Origin of the sequence: Paraburkholderia dinghuensis (assembly GCF_003837865.1) — a bacterium.
Taxonomy (GTDB): Bacteria; Pseudomonadota; Gammaproteobacteria; order Burkholderiales; family Burkholderiaceae; genus Paraburkholderia; species Paraburkholderia dinghuensis.
Window position 1 is genome coordinate 105,463 of the sequence record NZ_RQIS01000017.1, and the last position, 22,458, is coordinate 127,920.

Here is a 22,458-nt window from a genome sequence, read left to right on the forward strand (position 1 = left end):
GATGGCGATCAAGGCGGTGGTGTTCGATTTCGGCGGTGTGCTGGTGGACTGGAGTCCCGAGTATCTGTATCGCAAGCTGATTCCGGACGACGACGCGCGCCGCTGGTTCTACACCCACGTCTGCACGATGGACTGGGTGGTGCGCCAGGACGGCGGCCAGCCGATCGCCGAGGGCACGGCGGAACTCGTCGCGAAGTTTCCTGAGCACGAGGCGCTGATCCGTGCGTTCTACGGGCGGTGGGGCGAGATGGTCCAAGGGTTGCTCGACGGCGGCGTTGCGACGTTCGAGCGGCTGGAGGCGGCAGGCGTGCCGCTCTTCGGCCTCACGAACTGGTCGGCGGAGACTTTTCCGTGGGCGTGGGAGCGTTTTGACGTGCTGCGGCGCTGCCGCGATATCGTGGTGTCGGGTCGCGTGAAGCTCGTGAAGCCCGATCCGGCGATCTTCCAGGAAATGTTCCGTCGCATCGACGCGCAACTGCCGGGCATTGCGCCCGAAGAACTCGTTTTCATCGACGACAATCGCCACAACGCCGAGGCTGCCACGGCGCTCGGCTGGCACGGCCTGCATCACACGAGCAACGCCACCACCGACGCGCGCCTGCGCGAACTGGGCCTGCCTGTTTGATACCGGTCGTTCGGGTGTTACGGTAGGGCCGCCTGCCGCTCACTTTGACCTCACTTCGACGGCTGACCACCGCCGAGCAGTCTGCGTAGGGCCTCGCCGATGCCCTTCGCGGTCTCGCCCGCGCCCTTCACCACGTCTTCCGCGCTCACGCCGAGCGCCTTCGCAAAACCCGCACGCACTTCGGTCATGAGGCTCTCGTCGAGCTTGAACTTCGGATCGTGCAAATCTCCGTCGAGCACGAAATGCAGCGTGATGTCGCCGTTGTGCGCCTTGAGCGCGTCGATGGCGATGTGCGTCGGGATCGCGAGGAACGTGTCGAGGGCCTCGTGTCCCTGCGCGGGCCTCGCAAGTTGCAGCTGGCGCAGCGTGATCGTACCCGGCGCATGCACGTGAAAGGCGCTCACCGTGGCCGTGATGTCGAGATCGAGCGTGCCGCCCGCGATCTGCGTCCTCGCGCCGGGCTTCCTGATGAGGTAAGGCGCGAGCGTCGCGACATCGACGCCGCGTAGTGTCGTGGTGGTCTGCGAGTCCTCGCTCGCGATCTTCACCCAGCCGCTGAACGATACCTGGCCCGTGTGCTGCGGCCCCTTGATTTCGCCGGTTACTGCGACCTGCGTCCGATCGGCGAGCGCTGGCAGATGGATGGGGCCGACCGTCGCCTTCGCATCGCTCAATGTCACGCGGTGGGGTGGATCGCTCACCGAACGGTCGTAGAACTCGAACGAGCCGTTTTCGAAAGCGACGCGGTCGATGACGTTTTCGCGAGGCAACCCCGGATGTGATGACGTATCGGCCACGGGCGCAGGCGCTGCACTCGCTACTGCGTCGCGTAGATTCGGCAGGATCTGGATCGAGCCGTCAGCATTGCGCACAACCACCATCACGAAGTCGTGAACGGTCACGTCGCGGATATGGATGCGATGCTGGAGAAACGCGCGCGGATCGGTGGTGACGGTGATGCGTCCGGCGCGCAACGAATCAGTGGTGGGCCAACCGTGCGGCGCTTTGAGGTGGACGTCACGGAGTTCGACTGAAGTGAGCCAGAACGAAATGTCGATGCGGCTTGCACTGCCGATGGGCGCGAGCGCCTCGGCTACGCGTTGCTTTATCTCGCGCTGGATGGCGTAGAGGCCGCCGAGCCCGCCCAGCACGAGCACCGCGGCGACGATTGCCACGATGAGACCTGTGCGGGAGCGGATCGGCATCGCCATGCAGGGTTCCTGATCATTGAGGAACGACGGCGCGCAGGACGCGCGTCACGGCGGCTCGTCAGCAACCGCCATGCCGCGTGCGAAAGCCGGGCGTCCGCCGTCTGCGCGGCGGCGGACGTATTCAGCCTCAGCGGCTGATCGGCTTGTAACGCAGACGCTTCGGACGCGCGGCTTCCTCACCGAGGCGCTTGATCTTGTCGGCTTCGTACTCGTGGTAGTTGCCGTCGAAGAACGTGACCTGCGAGTCGCCTTCGAACGCGAGGATGTGCGTCGCGATACGGTCGAGGAACCAGCGATCGTGCGAGATCACCATCACCGAGCCCGCGAATTCGAGCAGCGCGTCTTCGAGTGCACGCAGCGTTTCGACGTCGAGGTCGTTCGACGGTTCGTCGAGCAGCAGTACGTTGCCGCCCGAGATCAGCGTCTTAGCGAGGTGGAGACGACCACGCTCACCGCCCGACAGGTTGCCGACGATCTTCTGCTGATCCCCGCCCTTGAAGTTGAAGCGGCCGATATAGGCACGCGACGGCGTTTCGTATTTGCCGACCGTGAGCACGTCCGCACCGCCCGAGATTTCCTCGAACACGGTCTTGTCCGCGGCCAGTGCGTCGCGGCTCTGATCGACGTACGCGAGCTTGACGGTCGGGCCTTGCACGATCTCGCCCGAATCCGGCTGCTCCTTGCCCGTGAGCATGCGGAACAGCGTCGACTTGCCGGCGCCATTCGGCCCGATGATGCCGACGATCGCACCCGCCGGGATCTTGAAGCTCAGGTTATCGATGAGCAGGCGGTCGCCGTACGACTTGCTGACGTTCTTGAACTCGATGACTTCGTTGCCCAGACGCTCGCCCGCTGGAATGAAAATTTCCTGCGTTTCGTTGCGCTTCTGGTATTCCTGGCTCGACAGCTCCTCGAAGCGCGCGATACGCGCCTTCGACTTCGCCTGGCGGCCCTTCGGGTTCTGGCGCACCCACTCCAGTTCCTTCTTGATTGCCTTCTGGCGCGCCGATTCCGACGATTCTTCCTGCTTCAGGCGCTCTTCCTTCTGGTCGAGCCAGCTCGAATAGTTGCCCTTCCAGGGGATGCCATGTCCGCGGTCGAGTTCGAGAATCCACTCGGCGGCGTTATCGAGGAAGTAGCGATCGTGCGTGACGGCCACGACCGTGCCCGGGAAGCGCGTGAGGAACTGTTCGAGCCACTCGACCGATTCGGCGTCGAGGTGGTTGGTCGGCTCGTCGAGCAGCAGCATGTCGGGCTTTTCGAGCAACAGCTTGCACAGCGCGACGCGGCGCTTCTCGCCGCCCGAGAGGTTGCCGATCTTCGCGTCCCATGCCGGCAGGCGCAGGGCGTCGGCGGCGATTTCGATCTGCTGTTCCGCGCTGCCATCCGTCGTGGCGAGAATCGCCTCGTACTTCGCCTGTTCGGCGGCGAGTGCGTCAAAGTCCGCGTCGGGTTCGGCGTAGGCGGCGTAGATCTCGTCGAGCTTCTTCTGCGCGTTGAACACGTCGCCCAAGCCCTCTTCGACCGCTTCGCGCACGGTCTTTTCCGGATCGAGCTGCGGCTCCTGCGGCAGATAGCCGATGTTGAGGTTGGGCATCGGTGTGGCTTCGCCTTCGATGTCCTTGTCGACGCCGGCCATGATCTTGATGAGCGTGGACTTGCCCGAGCCGTTCAGGCCGAGCAGGCCGATCTTCGCGCCGGGGAAGAACGACAGCGAGATGTCTTTCAGGATCTGGCGCTTGGGCGGCACGATTTTGCCGACCCGGTTCATGGTGAAGACGTATTGGGCCATGAGGGGTTCTTTGGAAACGGGGAAAAGGGGCGGGACGAGGCGCGAAGTGCCGCGCTGCGTCTTGACCGCGAACTGGGGCATTGCGCAAGGCGCTATTGTACGTGGCGCGGAAGACGCAGGTGCCGGCTTATGTCCTCTGGCCAGGACAGCCGAACCGGCTGGGCATGAAAAAGCCCGCAGGCGTGCGGGCTTGTGCGACATGCACCAACGCCGCACGGGGCGGCGTCGGGCGAAAGCGTCAGACGTTGAACAGGAAGTTCATCACGTCACCGTCGTGCACGACGTATTCCTTGCCTTCGGCGCGCATCTTGCCGGCTTCCTTCGCGCCTTGCTCACCCTTGTACGCGATGAAGTCGTCGAACGCGATCGTCTGCGCGCGGATGAAGCCGCGCTCGAAATCGGTGTGGATGACACCAGCGGCCTGCGGCGCGGTGTCGCCGATGTGGATGGTCCACGCGCGCACTTCCTTCACGCCCGCCGTGAAGTACGTCTGCAGGCCGAGAAGCTTGAAGCCCGCGCGGATCACGCGGTCGAGACCCGGCTCGTCCATGCCCATGTCGGCGAGGAATTCGACCTTGTCCGCATCTTCGAGATCTGCGATTTCGGCTTCGATTGCCGCACACACGGCGACGACCGGCGCCTTCTCGGCTTCGGCGTACTTGCGCACAGCGTCGAGATGCGGGTTGTTTTCGAAGCCATCTTCCTTCACGTTGGCCACATACATCGTCGGCTTTGCGGTGATGAGGCAGAACGGCTTGAGGAGCGCCTGCTCGTCGTCGCTCAGGTCGAGCGCACGGACCGCCTTTGCCTGGTCCAGTTGCGCACGCACCTTCTCGAGCACGGCGACGAGCTTCGCGGCTTCCTTGTCGTTGCCCGACTTCGCGGCCTTCGAGTAACGCGTGAGCGACTTCTCGACGGTGCCGAGGTCGGCGAGCGCGAGTTCGGTGTTGATGACTTCGATGTCGTTGAGCGGGTCGATCTTGCCCGCGACGTGGATCACGTTCTCGTCCTCGAAGCAGCGCACGACGTGCGTAATGGCATCCGTTTCGCGGATGTTGGCGAGGAACTGGTTGCCGAGCCCTTCACCCTTGCTCGCGCCCGCGACGAGCCCCGCGATGTCGACGAATTCGACCACGGCCGGCAGGACGCGCTCGGGCTTGACGATTTCGGCGAGCTGGTTCAGACGCTGATCCGGCACTTCGACCACGCCGACATTCGGCTCGATCGTGCAGAACGGGTAGTTTTCGGCGGCGATGCCCGCCTTGGTCAGGGCGTTGAACAGGGTGGACTTGCCGACGTTAGGCAAGCCGACGATGCCGCATTGGAGGCTCATGAAATTCTCTGCATGTCAGGGTGGGGACGTGCGGTTCGCCGGATCCGGGCGGCCGCTTTGCTCGCAAGGAGCGGTGGGGCGGGCACTGGCGGCACGTCGGAGGAGTGACGCAGGTCACCCAAAACCATAATTGTAACCTTGTCTGCGTGCGGATTCGGGGCGGGTGCTGCCTCCGCGCGTCGCTACGGCCTGAGTGTGGCGGCGATCGGCGTGCCTTTTTCCACCACAGCATGCGGCAACGCACCGCGTACGGGCTGTATGCATCGCGACGGCTCTGCGGCAGACCGTCAAGACGGTGCCACCGCGCGGCTTGCCAGGCCGCAACCCCCGCTCGCCTGACCCTTTTGCACTATGCCCCGCGGCTATAATGCGCGCATGACAGCAACCAACCAGACCTTCGACGTCGCCGTGATCGGCGGCGGGCTCGTCGGCAAGTCGGCGGCGCTCGCGCTGACGCAGGGCGGCCTGCGCGTCGCGCTGCTCGCTCAGCCGTGTGCGCCACTTCCGCCCGGCGCCGTTTTCGATGCGCGCGTTTACGCGTTCTCGCGCAGCTCGCAGTCGCTGTTCGAGCGGCTTCGGGTCTGGCAGGCCATCGACGCCGCGCGGCTCACGCCCGTCTATGACATGCGCGTGTTCGGCGACGCCGCCGCCGAGCTGCACTTCTCGGCATATCAGGCGTCCGTGGCGCAGCTCGCCTGGATCGCGGAATCGTCCGTCGTGGAGCGCGCACTCGATGCCGCGCTCCATTTCCAGCCCAACCTCACGTGGATCGATTCGCGCGCGCAGACGTTCGACGTAGAGCCGCACGCCGCCGTGATCGGCCTCGCCAACGGTCGCACCATCGAAGCCGACCTCGCCGTGGGTGCCGATGGGGCGCATTCGTGGGTGCGCGCGCAAATCGGTTCGAGCGTCGAGCGGCGCGAGTATCGCCAGACGGGTGTCGTCGCGAATTTCCGTGCGGCGAAACCGCACGGCGAGACTGCCCACCAATGGTTCCGGGAGGGCGAGATCATCGCGCTCCTGCCGCTGCCGGATCAGCATGTGTCGCTAGTCTGGTCCGCGGAAACCGCGCACGCCGAGGCGCTTGTCAAGCTCGATCCGCAGCAGCTCGCCGCCGAAGTCGAGCGCGTGACGCAGCAGCAGGTCGGCGCACTCGAGTGCGTGACGCCTGCGCGCGGGTTCCCGCTTGCCCTGCAGACCGTCGACCGGCTGATCGCACCGCGCGTTGCGCTCGTCGGCGACGCGGCGCATCTGATCCACCCGCTCGCGGGCCAGGGCGTGAATCTCGGCCTGCGCGACGTTTCGGCCCTCGTGGACGTCATCGCGCGGAAAGAATCGTTTCGCGACCTCGGCGACACCGTGCTCCTGCGTCGTTATGAGCGTGGCCGCCGTGAGGACATCCGCAAACTCGTCGCCGCCACCGATGGACTTCAACGCCTGTTCTCGTTTCCCGGTACGATTGCGCGGGCAATGCGCAACACGGGCATGGCGTTTGTCGGCGCGCAGCCGCTCATCAAGCGCTGGCTCGTCGCTTCCGCACTCGGTTAGGCGCGGCCGGCGAGGCGCGGCATGGTTGGGCGCCCGCGCGCTTCCCGCCTGCGACCGCGGCGGGAATAGTGGTTGCCGCGCTGCCCGCGTGGCTTCAGAATGCTTGAAGCCGCCAGGGGCAGCGGCATGATGCAGACGCAACGGCCATCCGGCCCCACACTGCGCTCTGACGCCCCGCACACTCGAACAGGACACCGTCGCGCAACTCGTGCGCGACCGAATCAGGAAGCAAGTCATGAATAAGCGAATCAGGATCGCCACGCTGGTTTTGGCTGCGGCGGCCAGCGTGCTCGGCTGCCAGGCGCAGGCCGACCAGACCACCGACAAGCTGAAGGCCACGCTGCAAGCGCGCCTCGGCTCGGACGCCAATATCAAGGGCATCACGAAATCGCCGGTGGCGGGCCTCTACGAGGTGAATCTCGGCCAGCAGATCATCTATAGCGATGCGAACGGTGATTACGTTCTGCTCGGCGATCTCGTCGACACGAAGACGCGCCGCAATCTCACCGAAGCGCGCCTTTCGGATCTCAATCGTGTCGACTTCGCGAACCTGCCGTTCGCGAATGCGGTGAAGGTGGTCAAGGGCAACGGAAGTCGCAAGATCGCGGTGTTCTCGGACCCGAACTGCCCGTACTGCCATCAGCTCGAAAGCACGCTCAAATCGATCGATAACGTCACGATCTACACGTTCCTCTACCCAGTCCTCTCGCCTGATTCGACGGCCAAGGCGAAGCAGATCTGGTGCTCGCCGGATCGCGCGAAGGCGTGGCAGTCGTGGATGCTCGAGCGCCAGGCGCCCGCGGCGGCCGCTACCAACTGCAATACCGCCGCGCTCGACAGCAACCTGGAGCTCGGCGCGAAGATGAATGTGACCGGCACGCCGACCGTGATCCTCGCCGACGGCCGCCGCCTGCCTGGCGCCGTGGACGCCAGCCGGCTCGAACGTGCGTTGAACGAAGCGCACTGAAGTTCGTCCGATACGCCGGCCGCTTCTGCGGCCGGTGCTTTTTTTGCCCAGTCATTCGATCGACCGCATCTTGTCTGCAGGTTGCTCCACGTGTGCAACGCGTGCGGTCATCGCAGTCCCTGATGTGCTCGCCACTTGTGCTGCTTGTGCCGCGTCCTGCGCCGGCGGCACAACCGGCCAGCGCACCCTGAACCCGAGTCACCGATCCCGCCGATGAAGCCGATCCGATACACCATCGTTCCGAAGGACCCCGCCGCGCATCTGTTCGAAGTGACGCTCACTGTCGACGATCCCGCGCCGGACGGCCAGCGCTTCATGCTGCCCGTGTGGATTCCGGGCAGTTACATGGTGCGCGAGTTCGCGCGCAACATCGTCGCGCTGCGCGCGTTCAACGACGCGGGTCGCAAGGTGCGCGTGAGCAAGACCGACAAGCAGTCGTGGCAGGTCGCGCCCGTGAAGGGGGCGCTGACGCTGCGCTACGACGTGTACGCATGGGACCTCTCGGTGCGCGCCGCGCATCTCGACGACACCGTCGGGTTCTTCAACGGTACGAGCGTGTTTCTTGCGGTGGTCGGGCATGAGGACGCGCGGTGCATCGTCGATATTCAGCGTCCCGATGGCCATGCGTACCGCCACTGGCGCGTTGCGACCGCAATGGCGGAGGCGCGTGGTACCAAGCGCTACGGGTTCGGCGAGTACGTCGCTTCGGACTACGATGAGTTGGTCGACCATCCGGTGACGCTCGGCGAATTCACGCTCGCGAGCTTCAAGGCGCACGGTGTGCCGCACGACATCGTGATCGCGGGGCGCGTGACCGGGCTCGATATCGAGCGCCTCGTCGCCGACCTGCGGAAGATCTGCGAAGCGCAGATCGCGTTCTTCGAGCCGCGGACGAAACGCGCGCCGATGGACCGCTACGTGTTCATGACGCAGGCTGTGAGCGATGGCTACGGCGGACTTGAACACCGCGCCTCGACCGCGCTCATCTGCAACCGCACCGACTTTCCCGTGAAGGGAAAGCCGGAGATGAGCGAAAACTACCGCACGTATCTGGGCCTGTGCAGCCACGAGTATTTCCACACCTGGAACGTGAAGCGTATCAAGCCGGCGGCGTTCGTCCCGTACGATTTCACGCGCGAGGACTACACGTCGCTCCTGTGGCTTTTCGAAGGCTTCACCTCGTACTACGACGACCTGATGCTCGTGCGCAGCGGTCTCATTTCCGCCGACGATTATTTCGGCCTTCTTGGCAAGACGATCGGCGGTGTGCTGCGCGGGGCCGGGCGCTTCAAGCAGAGCGTCGCGGAAAGCTCTTTCGACGCGTGGGTCAAGTACTACCGTCAGGACGAAAACGCGTCGAACGCAATCGTCAGCTACTACACGAAGGGCTCGCTCGTTGCGCTTGCGTTCGATCTCGCGATTCGCGCGCAGACGAACGGCCGCAAGTCGCTTGATGACGTCATGCGCCTGCTGTGGCAGCGCTATGGTCGCGACTTCTATCGCGGCAAGCCCGTGGGTGTCGGTGAGGACGATGTCGCGGCGTTGATCGCCGAGGCGACCGGTGTGTCGCTCGGCAGCCTCTTCACCGACGCAGTGAGCGGCACGCGCGACCTGCCGCTCGCGACGCTCTTCGAACCGTTCGGCGTGACGCTCGACGGTGAGCCGGAGAAGGGCGCGAAGCCGTCGCTCGGCGCACGCCTGCGCGGCGGCGCGGACGCAACGCTGGCGGTCGTCTATGAGGGCGGCGCGGCGCAGAAGGCGGGCCTGTCGGCCGGCGACGTGCTGATGGCGCTCGACGGCCTGCGCGTGACGGGCGCGAATCTCGATGCCTTGCTCGGACGCTATCAGTCGGGGGCGAAAGTCGAGATTCACGCGTTCCGTCGCGACGAACTGCGCGTCACGCGGCTCACGCTCGATGCGCCGGACGTCGTGCGCTACAAGCTCGCCATCACAGACAAGCGAGTCGCTCTGCGTTCACTGCGCGAGCACTGGCTGAAGGGTTGAATCCGAGGGGCTTACCGGCGTCCGCCGGTTAACAATCAGACAAAAGCGGCGCGCGACGCCGCTTTTTTTTATGCCTGCGATCGTTCCACTGTTGCAACAATCCGTCATCGGCGGGCTACTTTTTCCCGTTGCGGCAAATAACCACAATGCCTTCACTCGCGCAACGTTGCGCAACTGAGACCCGAAGGAACCCACCATGACCACGATCCTGCAAATCAATTCCGCCGCCCGTTCGCAAGGCGCCCAGTCGACGCTGCTTGCCAACGAATTGACGGCCCGCCTGCAACAATCGAACGCCGGCTCGACCGTCGTTTCGCGCAACCTGCAAGCCGACCCGTTGCCGCACCTCGACGACGCCGTCCTCGGTGCGTTCTTCACGCCGGCCGAGCAGCGCACGCCCGAGCAGCAGGCCATTGCCGCGCGCAGCGAAGCGCTGATCGCGGAACTGCAGGCAGCGGACATCATCGTGATCGGTGCGCCGATGTACAACTTCGGCATCTCGTCGCAGCTGAAGACCTACTTCGACTGGATTGCCCGCGCCGGCATCACCTTCCGCTACACCGCGAACGGTCCGGAAGGTCTCGTGCAGGGCAAGAAGGTGTACGTGGTTACGGCGCGCGGCGGCAAGTATCAAGGCACCGCGCACGACAGCCAGACGCCGTACCTGAAGTCGTTCCTCGGCTTCCTTGGTATGACCGACGTGAACTTCATCTATGCCGAAGGCCTCAATATGGGCCCGGACGCCGCGAGCGCCGCGATTGCAGGCGCTCGCGAGGCAATCGCAGCGGTGTAAGTTCCGACCGCACGCTCGATCCGGTGCGCAGTCCACGCGCCGGCTCCTCGAAAGCAAAAGCGCCACGAAACTGTTTTCGTGGCGCTTTTGTTTGTGCTCTCGGTACTACGCGGCGGTGCTGTGCCGTATTGCGTAATGTTGCCTGGTATTACGCCGGACTCAGGCGAGCACTTCGCCCTTCTCTGGCAGGCGCCAGTCGATCGGCGTGCGGCCGTGCGCTTCGAGGAAGACATTGGCCTGCGCGAAATGCCCGCAGCCGAGAAACCCGCGATGCGCCGATAGCGGTGACGGATGCGGCGCTTCCAGCACACAATGCGCCCGGCCTTCAACGAGTACACGCTTGGCTTGCGCGTGCGCGCCCCAAAGCATGAACACGAGATGCTCGTTGCGTGCGGCGAGCTCGCGAATCAGCGTGTCGGTGCAGCGCTCCCAGCCGCGCTTCGCGTGGCTCGCGGCGTTCCCTCGCTCGACGGTCAGCACCGTGTTGAGCAGCAATACACCCTGGCGTGCCCACGCATCGAGACAGCCGTGCTCCGGCGCCTCGATGCCGAGGCTCGCTGCGATCTCCTTGAAGATATTGCGCAGCGACGGCGGCGGCCGGACGCCGGGCGGCACTGAAAACGCGAGTCCGTGTGCTTGCGGTGTGCCGCGATCCTCGCCGTGGTAGGGGTCCTGACCGAGGATCACGACTTTCACGTCGTCGGGTGAGGTGAGGCGCAGCGCACGGAATACATCGGCCGGGTAGACGGTCTTGCCTGCGGCGCGTTCTTCATCCACGAAACGGCAAAGCGGCGCGCAGGCGTCGCTCGCGAGGAACGGCTGCAGCAGATCGCGCCATGCGGGGGGCAGGGCGTCGAACTGATCTTCAAGGCGCTCAGCGGGCGCGGGTGCTGCGGGGATATCGGGCATGGCTTGCATCGTGGCCGCCCCGGAGGGGACCGGGGGCAGTTCGTCGTCGAAGAGTGAGAACAGCGAGATCTGGCGCGGGTCGACCTCGGGTGCCTGCGAGTCGTCGAGCGTGGCTTGCGCCGTTTCGGGAGCCGGCTCGTCGAAGAGCGAAATCTGCACAGGCGCCACCGCGCGGGAGCGTTTCGTGAAAGTCATGGGCAGGAAGTGTCGCAGCAAACGCGCGGCGATTCAATGTGGCACCAAATGTGAGGCGGCGTTTGCTTCCGTTGCGATGCAGATCGGCTTACGAAAGCGGTGTTGTCGAATTCGCGCGACTAGTTGCACCTTCAATGTGCGCGATGTTTTCGACGAGGCTGCGGTGCAATCTTCCCGCGGAACCTCGGCATGACACTCAACCTTCGCGCAACCGATATCCGCGTTGCGCCTTGCTGATGTCGTCTGGTGCGAGCCCAGGCAGTCCGGCCGCGAGAAGCGCTGCGAGCGTATGCAACGCCGCATCGTCTCCAGCTTTCAGCTCCAGTTCGATTTCGCAGATCGGCGCGCGGCGCATCTCGCCATTCACGTCCGCGGTGATCTCGCCCTGATCGATGGCCGCCTCGATTTGTGCACCGTCGACTTCAAGCATCCACAGCGTGCGCGTGAAATCTGTGCGAAAGAGGGCGATCAGGTTCGGCGCCGCGTCGGACAGCGCCGTCGCAACGCCCGCTTCGTCGCACTCGTGCAGGAGCCGTGCGGTTTCGAGCGCCTCGCCCGCCACCGGCATTTCCCACTCGTGCCGCGCGTGCAGGCCGTTCTGTGCAACGCCGACCGTCTTGAACGTCTGCAGCCAGCCATCGGGCGTGCGCCGCAGCCGCAGCGCGCTTTTCGCGCGCGCGAGCGTGAGCGACGGCGTATCGAAGTAGATGTTCTCCAGCCGCACTGCGCGTCCTTGCTCGCCAGCCCTTGCTGCGAGGAGCCGCAGAGCCGCATCCACCTGGTCACGCGGCAGCGCGAGCTTGATTTCCCTCTCGATGGCCATGACTACGCCCTGCACTCAGAAAAACATGCGGGCGAGCTCGGCGCCCGGGTGCTCCGCGCGCATGAACGCCTCGCCGACCAGGAACGTATGAACGTCCAGCGCGCGCATCTTCTCGACATCGGCGCGCGAGAGAATGCCCGACTCGGTCACGACGATGCGGTCTTCCGGCACATCGTCGAGCATGTCGATCGTCGTCTGCAGCGTCGTTTCGAACGTGCGCAGATTGCGGTTGTTGATGCCGATGAGCGGCGTCTTCAACGTGAGCGCGTGTTTGAGTTCATCGCGGTCGTGCACTTCGACGAGCACGGCGAGGCCGAGCGAATGCGCATACGCTTCGAGGTCACGCATCTGGCCCGGTTCGAGCGCGGCGGCGATCAGCAGGATCGCGTCGGCGCCCATCGCGCGCGCTTCGAGGATCTGGTAGGCGTCCACAATGAAGTCCTTGCGCAGCACCGGCAGCGTGCACGCGGCGCGCGCGGCTTCGAGGTACGCGGCGCTGCCCTGGAAGAACTGCACGTCGGTGAGCACGGAGAGGCACGCCGCGCCGTGCTGCGCGTAGGAGCGGGCAATTTCAGCGGGGTCGAAGTGCTCGCGCAGCACGCCCTTCGACGGGCTCGCCTTCTTCACTTCGGCGATCACGGCAGCTTCACCGTTCGCATGCTTTGCGCGCAGCGCGCCGACGAAGTCGCGCAGATCGCGCGACGACGCTTCGAGGCGCAGCGCTTCGAGCGGCGCGCTTTGCTCGGCAGCGCGGACTTCTTCGCGCTTGACCGCGATGATCTTTTCGAGGATGTCGCTCATGGTGTTTCCGTGATTCGTGTCTGTATCAGCGCTTGAACTGTTGCGTGAAGCGTACCAGTTCGTCGACTTTGGCGCGTGCGCGGCCGCTCGCCAGGGTCTCGCGTGCGAGTTGGATACCGTCTGCGATCGACGCCGTCACGTTCGCCGAATAGAGCGCCGTGCCCGCGTTCAGCGCGACGATCTCGCGCGCGACGCCAGGCTGGTTCGACAGCGCGCCGAGCAGCATCGTCTTCGATTCGTCGGCGTTTTCGACCTTGAGCGACCGGTTCGACACCATCTGCAGGCCGAAGTCTTCGGGATGGATCTCATACTCGCGCACAATGCCATCCTTCAGCTCGCCGACGAGCGTCGCCGCGCCGAGCGATACCTCGTCCATCCCGTCCTTGCCGTACACGACGAGCACGTGATTCGCGCCGAGGCGCTCCATGACGCGCACCTGAATGCCGACGAGATCAGGGTGGAACACGCCCATCAGCTGATTCGGTGCGCTGGCCGGATTCGTGAGCGGTCCGAGGATGTTGAAGATCGTGCGCACGCCGAGCTCGCGGCGCACGGCCGCGATGTTCTTCATCGCCGGATGATGATTCGGCGCGAACATGAAGCCCATGCCAGTTTCGGCAATCGACGCGGCCACCTGGTCGGGTTGCAGGTCGATGTTCACGCCGAGTGCTTCAAGTACGTCCGCGCTGCCCGACTTGCTCGACACGCCTCGGTTGCCATGCTTCGCGACCTTGCCGCCCGCCCCCGCGACGACGAACATCGACGCCGTGGAGATATTGAACGTATGCGAGCCGTCGCCGCCAGTGCCGACGATGTCGATGAAATTCGAGTTGTCCTTCACCTCGACGTGATTTGCGAATTCGCGCATCACAGTCGCGGCGGCGGCGATCTCGCCGATGGTCTCCTTCTTCACGCGCAAGCCCGTGATGATGGCGGCCGAGAGCACGGGCGAAAGTTCGCCGCGCATGATGAGACGCATGAGGTGCAGCATCTCGTCGTGGAAGATCTCGCGGTGCTCGATCGTGCGCTGCAGCGCTTCCTGCGGGGTGATCATGATGTCGGCTCCGTTCTTATGCGCTGCGAACCGTGGCGGCGCGCCTCGATTGCTTGAGGAAGTTCTCGAGGAGCGCGTGACCGTGCTCGGAGAGAATCGATTCCGGATGGAACTGCACACCCTCGACGGCGAGTTCGCGATGGCGCACGCCCATGATCTCGCCGTCTTCGGTCCACGCAGAAATTTCGAGGCAATCGGGCAGCGATTCGCGCTCGATGGCGAGCGAGTGATAGCGCGTCACGTCGAAGTGCTTGGGCAGATCCGCGAACACGCCCTTGCAGTCGGTTTCGATCTGGCTCACCTTGCCGTGCATGATGGTCTTCGCGCGCACGACGCGTCCGCCGAACGCTTCACCGATCGCCTGATGGCCGAGACACACGCCGAGAATCGGAATGTGACCGGAGAATTTGCGCAGCACGTCGAGCGTGATGCCCGCGTGTTGCGGATTGCTCGGGCCCGGTGAGAGGCAGATGCGCTCGGGGTTTAGCTTTGCGATCTCGTCGATCGTGATTTCGTCGTTGCGGTACGTATGGACGTCTTCGCCGAGTTCGCCGAAGTACTGGACGATGTTGTAGGTAAACGAATCGTAGTTGTCGATCATCAGAAGCATGATTTGCTCCAGGTTGATGATTTAATTGAAATTCTCGGTGGGAATTTTCGAGAAATCCGAATTTTTCGCCCCCATTTCACCCCATTTTGTTTGGTGAGGTGCGATGCGGGAGAGCCCAAGGTGGGCAGGCAAGGGAGGTCGTGGCTGGCTTAACGCCAACCAAAGAAAAGCAGGACGGAGGGGAAGCGGTTGCGGTGTCGCATGGTGAACCCATTCTAGCAGGGATTGCGAGCTTCCCTGTCCGGTTTCCATCTGAGCCGTGTGCATCCAGGGCAGCATAAACCACGTCGACCCAGCAGCTCCCCGGAAAGGCATTCCGCGCATCGGCGAAGTGTATTTCAACAGCCTGCCAGGGCGATGCGAGCCGCCTGCCGGAAGTTTCTTGCGACGGTTGAGGCACACGACCGTGCGCCTGTCCTCTACGGAGCGGAATACGGGCACTACGCCAGTTGGATATTTAGAGCCGCTAACACAAGTCCTCAACGAAACGCGAGCAGATAACGGCAGCAGCCAAGGAAAGCAAAGCACGATGAATGTCGATACGCCGCTCGAAACGAATGCGCAGTTTGCCGAAACCGGCAAACCACGCATGCGTGTGTTCGACCACCCATCGATGTCGCCCGAGCGGCTCCTCGCTTTCCACGCCGCGACGGGCAATACGGGCCGTGATACCGCGCTGTTTCAGGTAACGCCGACAGCGGGCAAAGTCGTACCCCTTGTCCGCATGCAACTTGCCCGGGCGTTTGCGTGGCTGGCCATTCAGGCCCGAAACTGCCGGAATGGCGTCGAGCGTGGGCTCGAATGCCATCGAGTCATGTCGGTTGGCACCCGTGACCGTGATGGCCAGTGGAACGCCGCGCGCGTCTACAACGATGTGTCGTTTCGACCCGAGCTTTCCCCGGTCTGTTGGGTTAGGGCCGGTTTCCTGCCCCCCCGGGGGGCTGGGCACACTGGCGGCATCAAGGCTCGCCCGTTCCCAATCAATCTGGTCGTGTTCACGCGACCGGCGAAGCATCGCCAGATGCAGTTGCTACCACACGCCTGCTGCCTGCCAGTCTCGTAGACGTCGCCAGCATGTCATGCCGCTGCCGAAACCCAGTTCCTGCGGCAGGTCTTCCCATGGGGCGCCAGTTTGCAGGACATACAGGACGCCGTTCAGTACTGCGCGGTCGTCAACTGTGCGCCGACGACCACCTTTGGGCGAGGGCGTAAATGCCGGAATCAACAGTTCCAGCGCCGCCCACAGTTCATTGCTGATTTTTCTTCTGGACATGCCACCAGGATACGAAACCTATGGCTTGATGTCCAGTTTGTGTTAGCCGTTCTTAAACCAAACGCCCTCCACGAATCCCGGTGCGATTCAGTTCGTAAATCAAGTCATATGCCTTGGATTTCTTGATGATCTGCTTCTAGGCCAAATACTGGCAACACTTTCAGGAAATTCTGACGGAAAGTGAGCTTGAATAAAAATCGGTTCGCAGCTTAGACTGCGCCCGAATACAAGCTGCCGCGTAAAATTAACTCAAGACGAAGTCCGCAGCCACGAGCATTTCCCTCTCGCGAACTCTGGATGTCGTTGTTTAGAGTTCTTTCTGCGCAAACAATCTCTGGGAAACGTCGTTCCAGAGTTTTTCGCGTCACGTTTGCGTGGCGCGTTTTTTTATGCGGCCAGCATAGACGTACTCCAGCGGGTGCAAAGATTCCCGGGAAGCTGCTTGCGGCGAATGAGGCGAACTGTAGCTGTGTGAACTCAACCGTGTGTGGGACGGAGAGGTGGGGCACCTATGCCCTACCCGAGCTTTTTCCTTCCCCGCGGCAACGACATTTAAGGGCGAGTGCATGGGAGACACCCTTATGCGTTTTAGGCGCTCGCGAGATATTCTGGTTGAATGAGAGTTTGTGCAAATATTGCCGACTGTGTAGCGCCGCCTCGATTCAAGTGAGAAATACTTCCCTGATTGTGCGAAATATTAATTCGCCACGAAGACATGCGCGTCGATTTAACATTTTTTATTAAACATGAGTTTGCTTCCGCCTTGAAGTGTTTTGTAAAATCGCCGCGCTATCGCGAGAACGCGTACTGAATAGGAAAGGCGGGGCGGAATGGGAACGCAAGACTTAATCAGCACAATCACGGGCGGTCTGTCGCAGAGTGACCGGTTGCTCAAGCTGGATACCCCGCTAGGTTCGAACACGCTGGTGCCGCAACGCGTGGTGGGTCGTTCGCGCCTGGGGCGTCACTTCGAGTTCACCGTCGATGTGGTGTCCATCACCGGTAACGTCGAGCTCAAGACGCTGATCGGTCAGCCCGTGGCTTTGTGGATGCAGCAATCCGACAAGTCGTACGAGCCTCACAACGGCTACGTGCATACGGCGAGACGGCTGGGATCGAACAGCGGGCTCACGAGCTACCAGCTTGGCTTTGCCTCATGGATGCACTTCCTGAGATTCCGTCGCGACCAGCGCATCTGGCAAGACAGGACCGCTGACGACATCATCACGGATGTAGTCAACACGCATCCCCAGGCTTGGGGCCTGTTCCAGTTTGCACTCTCGAAACCGCTGCCCTTGCGCTCATACTGCCGACAGGACGAGGATGACTGGAACTTTGTGCATCGCTTGCTCGAGTCCGAAGGGCTCTATGGATTCTGGCGACAGGCACAGGACGGCAAGTCCCACACGCTGGTGATCACCGACCAGCTCGCGACGCTTGACGCCCTGTCGCCGGAAAAGGTGTCTTTCTACCGGGCGGGCACGGGCAGCGAGACGGACGCGCTGGTGCAATGGTCGGGCACGCGCACGCTGCAAAGCACGATGCTGACCACCCGCACGTTTGACTACAAGAACCCGTCGACGCCATATAACCCGAAAGGCACAAAAGTGCCGACGATGCCCAATCAGGGCGCGTTGCCGGATCAGGCGGAAGTGTACGAGTACACCGGGGCCTACACCTATTCAACCCAGGCCCGGGGCGACCGGCTGTCCAGCATCCGGATGGAGGAATGGGAGTCACGGGCCAAACGGTTTGTCGGCGTAGGCAGCGTGCGTGGGATCGACGCGGGACGGCGCTTCGTTCTGGACGGCCACCCGGACCATGACCGGGATCAGGGGAGCCAGAAGGAATTCGCGGTGATCGAAACGGTGTGGGTGATCGCGAACAATCTGCCGGTGGGCAACCAGGGATCGGCGTTTCCCCATAGCCTTCAGGGCGCCGTCGACGAGATGCGTGCGAGTCACGCCAGCGATGCCGCGTTCAGCGTTTCGCACGCCGACGGCTCGCAAGGTTTTTATCTGACGGAGATTGAGGCGCAGCGCACAAGCGTGCCATATCGCAGCCCATTCGAACACCGGAAGCCGGAAACTCACCTGGAATCCGCGATCGTAGTGGGTCCTCAAGGTAAAGAGGTCTATACAGACGAGCTCAACCGGATCAAGGTGCAGCACATCTGGGACCGTCTGAATGGTGGGGACGAAAAGTCGTCGTGCTGGGTGCGGGTCGCGCAGTCGGATACGGGTAGCGGCTATGGCGGCGTACATACGCCGCGGGTAGGAGAAGAAGTCCTCATCGATCACATTGGCGGGGATTGTGACCGGCCGGTGGTGGTTTCGCGGTTGTACAACGGTTCGGCGAAGCCTCAGTGGCATTCGAACGGCCTGCTGTCGGGGTACCGATCGAAGGAGTACGGCGGCGGCAGCGGATATAACCAGCTGGTGATGGACGACTCGACTTCGCAGAACAGGGTCCATCTGTATTCGAGCAGCTACCAGTCCCACCTGCACCTGGGTTACCTCATCGAGCAATCGAACAACTCACGCGGCGCATTTCTGGGCAATGGGTTCGATCTCAAATCGGACGCCTACGGTGCAATACGCGCCGGCCAGGGGCTGTTCGTCTCGACGCATCCGGCAACGGTCAACCAGCCGCTGAATGCGGCGGCGGCGACCGAACAGCTGGCGAGTGCGGAGAGCGTGGTCGAACTGGCTTCTCAGGCGAGCACGTCGAACCAGGCCGAAAGTCTCGAAGAGGGGCACGACGCGCTGAAGAAGTTTACGGACGCGACCCAGTACAAAGTGGCCGGTGGCGCGACTTCTGGCGGTCGGACAGGAGGCGGCGGTACCGGCAACGCGAACGGTTTCTCGACGCCGATCATGCTGGTTGCGAGTCCCGCTGGCGTGGGCGTATCGACGCAGGATTCGGCGCATCTCACCGCGAACCAGCAGGTCAACATCGTAAGCGGCAAGAACACGCACGTGGCCGCTGGCAAATCGCTCATCGCAAGCGCGATGGAAAAGATCAGCCTGTTCGCGCAGAACGCCGGCATGAAGCTGTTTGCCGCAAAGGGGAAGGTCGAAATCCAGGCGCAGGGCGATGCGATGGCCCTGTCCGCGCTTAACGATGTGACGATCACAAGCTCCAGTGGAAAGCTGGTGCTCTCGGCCGACAAGGAAATCTGGATCGGTGCGGGAGGCTCCTATATCCGGATCACCGCCGACAAGATCGAGAACGGCACGCCCGGGCAGATTCTTGAAAAGTGCGCGTCGTGGGACAAGCCTGGCGCTTCGTCAATGCGCCTGCCAGCGCAGGTCACCAGCGTCACGAAGGGCTGCTCGTCGAAGACGACCGCAGCGTCTGCCGACAGCGCGTCAAGCGTCGTGCTGGAGTAACGCGATGCAATACCCGCAGACTAACGGACCCGCGACGGATGAAGACGCGCAGATCGAATCATTGAACGGCGCTCTGACGGGGTGGTTTAGCCGGCATCGGGAGAAACGCTGCCTTCTTGCCGTCGACCCGAGCCAGAGGGATTTGAGCAGTGAGGATGCCGACGGCGACGAGCTTTTCGCCTGCCTGCCGCGCTCCGATGTGCTCATCGACCACGATGCTTTTCCCGAGGCCCGCCGTCCGTATCTACTGGAACTCGACCTGTCGACCCAGGCAGGTGTTGCCGCATTGGCGCAGAGTGTCCGCGTTGCGTTTGAGGACCGGCGTCCGGAATCCATGGCGGAAGGACTGGGGCAGCGCGTCGGTGGCTGGATGGCGAGCGCTGCTTCGCTCGACGAAGTCGCTGCGCATTGGTCCCGCCTTGCGCTTCAGCGCGATGAAAGCGGACGTAACTGTGTGCTGCGTTTCTACGATTCACGTTCCCTGGCCCTGCTTTGGACAGTCTTCTCGCAAGCGCAGCAGCAGGCCCTGCTCGGGCCGGTGAGGGCGTGGCATGTCCTCGATGCAGGTGCCAGACCAAGCGTTCACGTAGCCTCCCGGGAATCACGCACGAGCTTCGCGCTGTCAAGCGCGCAGTGGCAGGCAGTTCATCGGCACGGTCTCATCAACCGCGCGCTTGCGCTGCATGCAAGGGCGTGCGACCGACAACCGGAGCCCGGCGAGATTGAGGCCGCCGTTGCTGCGGCTGCACGGGCCGAGCGGTGCGGATTGATCGACCGGGACGACCGGATTGCATTTATCGGTCATGCGCTCTCGTGGCACCCGCAGTTCGATCTGCATCCGACGGTATTGCAGCTGTTGCGGCACCGGGCAGCCGACGATTTCTATACCGGTGAAATTGGACAGCTGACAGCCGACGAGATCGAAGAGATCCGGCAGGGCTCCTGGTATGAGTGTCTGGGGGCTTCGGCTGTCCGGTAACACACCTGCAGGTACGAACGGAATCCAATACGACGACAACGTATGGCAACGAATAACCAGACATGCGCGAACTGCGAAAAGACCGGACTGCCGATTTTGCCGGTGCGCTATACCGTGCTGCCCAAAGACGTGAAAGCAGTGATGCCCGGCGGAATCAGCGGCGCGCGGGTGACGGACGTTGCGCTGGATGCGCACCACTATGGACTGCGCACGCTGCGTGAGGGGTGGGTCTACCTCTTCTACGAAGTCGGCCCCCGCGGCAATCGATACTGGGAAGCGTACAAGGTGACGTCGGACGGACGTCTCTGGAAACAGGCGTTGCCCTTGCCACGGGTGCCACTTACCGATCCAGCATGCGCACAGCGTGCGATTGCTGTGCCGATGGACCTCATCGCAATCGAGCGTCCCGAGAAGTGCACGGGTCGTGTTTTCGTCGCGTTTTCGCAGCACACCTGGCACCAGGAGGTCTTCGATCGATATGCGTCGGATGACGCACTGAGGCAGGCGCGGATGCAGTTCGTCGAGCCATCGAAGTGGATTGCCAGCGGCAAGGATGACCACGGGCATGCCATCGTCGCAACCGAACAGGCGATCGACGACGTGATCGAGTACACGCCCAGTCTCGACCCGAAGCGGCTGGTTCTTCCCGATGACAAGCAGCCGTTCAGCGACGCCAAGGGCGTTTACAAGGACGACTGGCTGAAGCACGAGGTCACACGTTACTCGCCGTACATCAGGCAGGCTTCACCTGCGTCGGCGAGTCAGGCGCTCGTGAAGCTGATGAAGCAGATCGGTGTAAAGGACCCGGCTTCCGGTGGCGGCGATTCACACCATCCACCGATGATGTTCGCTCTATGGGACAGTATCGGCAATGTGCATGAGCTGAACGGCTTCCGGGGCGATCCGGTGTCGTGGCTCGATCAATACGTCACCAAGGAGCGCCCGCTGCAGGTGGGGGCGCTTCATGACGTCGATGCCGCTCACGCCATCGTCCAGTCGCGTACCGAACAGGGTCTGAACAGCCAGGAGGCGATGGCGCAGCAGGCACAGTCGATGTCCGCGCTTGGCCAGTCGGGGGCGCAGAGCGCGCTCGCGGCGCAGCGTGCCAGTGCGCTGGCGGGTGCCGACCCGACGCGGGCGACGCAGATCAACGCCTACTATGACGACATGAACTGGATGGCCGCCAACAATATTCCCGGCAGCTACCAGCGCAGGCTCGTCCAGCTGGGGCAATCGACTTCGGCGGGCAGCGCAAGCTCCAGCGTGCCCTATACCGGCGCCTATCGCGACCAGATTATGAACGACGCGCGTGCTTACGCTCAGGCCCAACCAGGTGCGCACGACCGCAACCTCACATCCATGACTAGTTACAACTGGTCGAAGTTCGAGGCGAGACTCAAGCGTCGGGATATCGAGAATTTCCGCAAGAAGTACACGGCGCTTCAATCCGCGGTCTTCGACCTGCAGGAGGCACGCAGCGCTGACGTCGGTAAATGGCTACAGTCGAAACTGTTTCTCGATACGCTCGAGGACTACCAGTCGTCGGATCTGCTTGACGCCCTCGCGTTTGAGATTGTGATTACCGATGCACTCGCAGGCATTGGTTCTACTCCGAAGGGCAAGACGATCCTTGATGCGCTGGTGACGCAATGGGACCCTGTCCAGCCAGCGAGCCTGATCTGGCGTGTTGTTGCGATGAACCATAAGGACGCGCGCCAGGAACTCGGACAACTGCTCAATACTGCATTGGCGAAGAAGGAGGTGCCGCTGGAGGCGCAGAGCCAGGCAAGCGCGAGGCACAGCCCTGGCGTCGACGCAGTAATCTCGGCGGCAGGGATGATCGGCAAGCTCAATGGCTATTACAAGAACCTGGCGAAACTCGCACTCGAAACTGATCCGAAGAAGATCTCGCCGCTTGCAGGACTGTTCAAACGCCTTGAGGTAGATGTCTTCGGGATGACAGTCGGCGATGCAATATTCGCCAGATTCCGCGTCAACCAGCTTGGCGATTTTGCTGGGGAGAAGATTGTCCAGACGGTGTTGCTCCAGCGTGCGGGCGTGTCTTATTCCGACGCCATTGCGCTGGTACGTAAGCAGGCCGAGCTGGAGAAGTTGAGTCGCGAGGAGACGATCAAGCGCCTGCTAACGG

At 62.9% G+C, this 22,458-nt stretch carries 16 protein-coding genes and 1 pseudogene; 8 read left to right on the forward strand and 9 right to left on the reverse strand.

Annotated features, from left to right (window positions below):
* The first annotated feature begins 1 nt into the window (after window position 1).
* Window positions 2–625 (forward strand): HAD family hydrolase, encoded by a 624-nt coding sequence (locus D1Y85_RS21450; protein WP_124153079.1) that lies wholly within the window; start codon window positions 2–4, stop codon window positions 623–625.
* A 50-nt stretch (window positions 626–675) separates the two neighbouring features.
* Here D1Y85_RS21450 and D1Y85_RS21455 read toward each other — a convergent pair whose 3' ends face one another.
* The 3 genes from D1Y85_RS21455 to ychF form a co-directional block, all read right to left on the reverse strand.
* The gene (locus D1Y85_RS21455) at window positions 676–1,836 is read right to left on the reverse strand and encodes a DUF748 domain-containing protein (RefSeq protein WP_124153080.1); all 1,161 of its coding nucleotides are present in this window, start codon (window positions 1,834–1,836) and stop codon (window positions 676–678) included.
* A gap of 127 nt (window positions 1,837–1,963) precedes the next feature.
* Entirely contained in the window at window positions 1,964–3,628 is a 1,665-nt protein-coding gene (gene ettA / locus D1Y85_RS21460; protein ID WP_124153081.1) for an energy-dependent translational throttle protein EttA, read from the reverse strand.
* 238 nt (window positions 3,629–3,866) lie between these two features.
* Entirely contained in the window at window positions 3,867–4,961 is a 1,095-nt protein-coding gene (gene ychF, locus D1Y85_RS21465) for a redox-regulated ATPase YchF (protein ID WP_124153082.1), read from the reverse strand.
* 375 nt (window positions 4,962–5,336) lie between these two features.
* Between ychF and D1Y85_RS21470 the strand changes: the two genes are divergently transcribed.
* From D1Y85_RS21470 to D1Y85_RS21485, 4 genes are all read left to right on the forward strand, one after another.
* Window positions 5,337–6,509, forward strand: a complete 1,173-nt coding sequence (locus D1Y85_RS21470; protein WP_124153083.1) for a UbiH/UbiF family hydroxylase — start codon at window positions 5,337–5,339, stop codon at window positions 6,507–6,509.
* A gap of 235 nt (window positions 6,510–6,744) precedes the next feature.
* Window positions 6,745–7,476: a DsbC family protein gene (locus tag D1Y85_RS21475; RefSeq protein ID WP_124153084.1), complete on the forward strand. Its 732-nt coding sequence runs from the start codon at window positions 6,745–6,747 to the stop codon at window positions 7,474–7,476.
* A gap of 213 nt (window positions 7,477–7,689) precedes the next feature.
* Window positions 7,690–9,480: a M61 family metallopeptidase gene (locus tag D1Y85_RS21480; RefSeq protein ID WP_124153085.1), complete on the forward strand. Its 1,791-nt coding sequence runs from the start codon at window positions 7,690–7,692 to the stop codon at window positions 9,478–9,480.
* Between the two features lie 196 nt (window positions 9,481–9,676).
* Window positions 9,677–10,273 carry an FMN-dependent NADH-azoreductase gene (locus D1Y85_RS21485; RefSeq protein ID WP_124153086.1) on the forward strand — a complete coding sequence of 199 codons (597 nt, stop codon included), beginning with the start codon at window positions 9,677–9,679 and terminating at the stop codon, window positions 10,271–10,273.
* Between the two features lie 159 nt (window positions 10,274–10,432).
* Here the strand turns inward: D1Y85_RS21485 and D1Y85_RS21490 are convergent, their stop codons facing one another.
* From D1Y85_RS21490 to D1Y85_RS21515, 6 genes and pseudogenes are all read right to left on the reverse strand, one after another.
* Complete coding sequence (locus D1Y85_RS21490) at window positions 10,433–11,191, reverse strand: uracil-DNA glycosylase (protein WP_124153100.1); 759 nt, start codon at window positions 11,189–11,191, stop codon at window positions 10,433–10,435.
* A gap of 382 nt (window positions 11,192–11,573) precedes the next feature.
* The gene (locus D1Y85_RS21495; RefSeq protein WP_124153087.1) at window positions 11,574–12,200 is read right to left on the reverse strand and encodes a CYTH domain-containing protein; all 627 of its coding nucleotides are present in this window, start codon (window positions 12,198–12,200) and stop codon (window positions 11,574–11,576) included.
* A gap of 15 nt (window positions 12,201–12,215) precedes the next feature.
* The gene (trpC, locus tag D1Y85_RS21500; RefSeq protein WP_124153088.1) at window positions 12,216–13,001 is read right to left on the reverse strand and encodes an indole-3-glycerol phosphate synthase TrpC; all 786 of its coding nucleotides are present in this window, start codon (window positions 12,999–13,001) and stop codon (window positions 12,216–12,218) included.
* Between the two features lie 25 nt (window positions 13,002–13,026).
* Window positions 13,027–14,058: an anthranilate phosphoribosyltransferase gene (gene trpD, locus D1Y85_RS21505; RefSeq protein WP_124153101.1), complete on the reverse strand. Its 1,032-nt coding sequence runs from the start codon at window positions 14,056–14,058 to the stop codon at window positions 13,027–13,029.
* A gap of 13 nt (window positions 14,059–14,071) precedes the next feature.
* Entirely contained in the window at window positions 14,072–14,665 is a 594-nt protein-coding gene (locus D1Y85_RS21510) for an aminodeoxychorismate/anthranilate synthase component II (RefSeq protein WP_124153089.1), read from the reverse strand.
* 466 nt (window positions 14,666–15,131) lie between these two features.
* Window positions 15,132–15,938, reverse strand: a pseudogene (locus D1Y85_RS21515) (IS5 family transposase).
* An 830-nt stretch (window positions 15,939–16,768) separates the two neighbouring features.
* Between D1Y85_RS21515 and D1Y85_RS21520 the strand changes: the two are divergent.
* The 3 genes from D1Y85_RS21520 to D1Y85_RS21530 all read left to right on the forward strand — a co-directional run.
* Entirely contained in the window at window positions 16,769–19,330 is a 2,562-nt protein-coding gene (locus D1Y85_RS21520; protein WP_124153090.1) for a type VI secretion system Vgr family protein, read from the forward strand.
* 4 nt (window positions 19,331–19,334) lie between these two features.
* Complete coding sequence (locus D1Y85_RS21525; RefSeq protein WP_124153091.1) at window positions 19,335–20,309, forward strand: DUF4123 domain-containing protein; 975 nt, start codon at window positions 19,335–19,337, stop codon at window positions 20,307–20,309.
* Window positions 20,310–20,351: 42 nt separating this feature from the next.
* A partial coding sequence (locus D1Y85_RS21530) for a T6SS effector BTH_I2691 family protein (RefSeq protein WP_124153092.1) occupies window positions 20,352–22,458 on the forward strand: 2,107 nt, incomplete at its 3' end.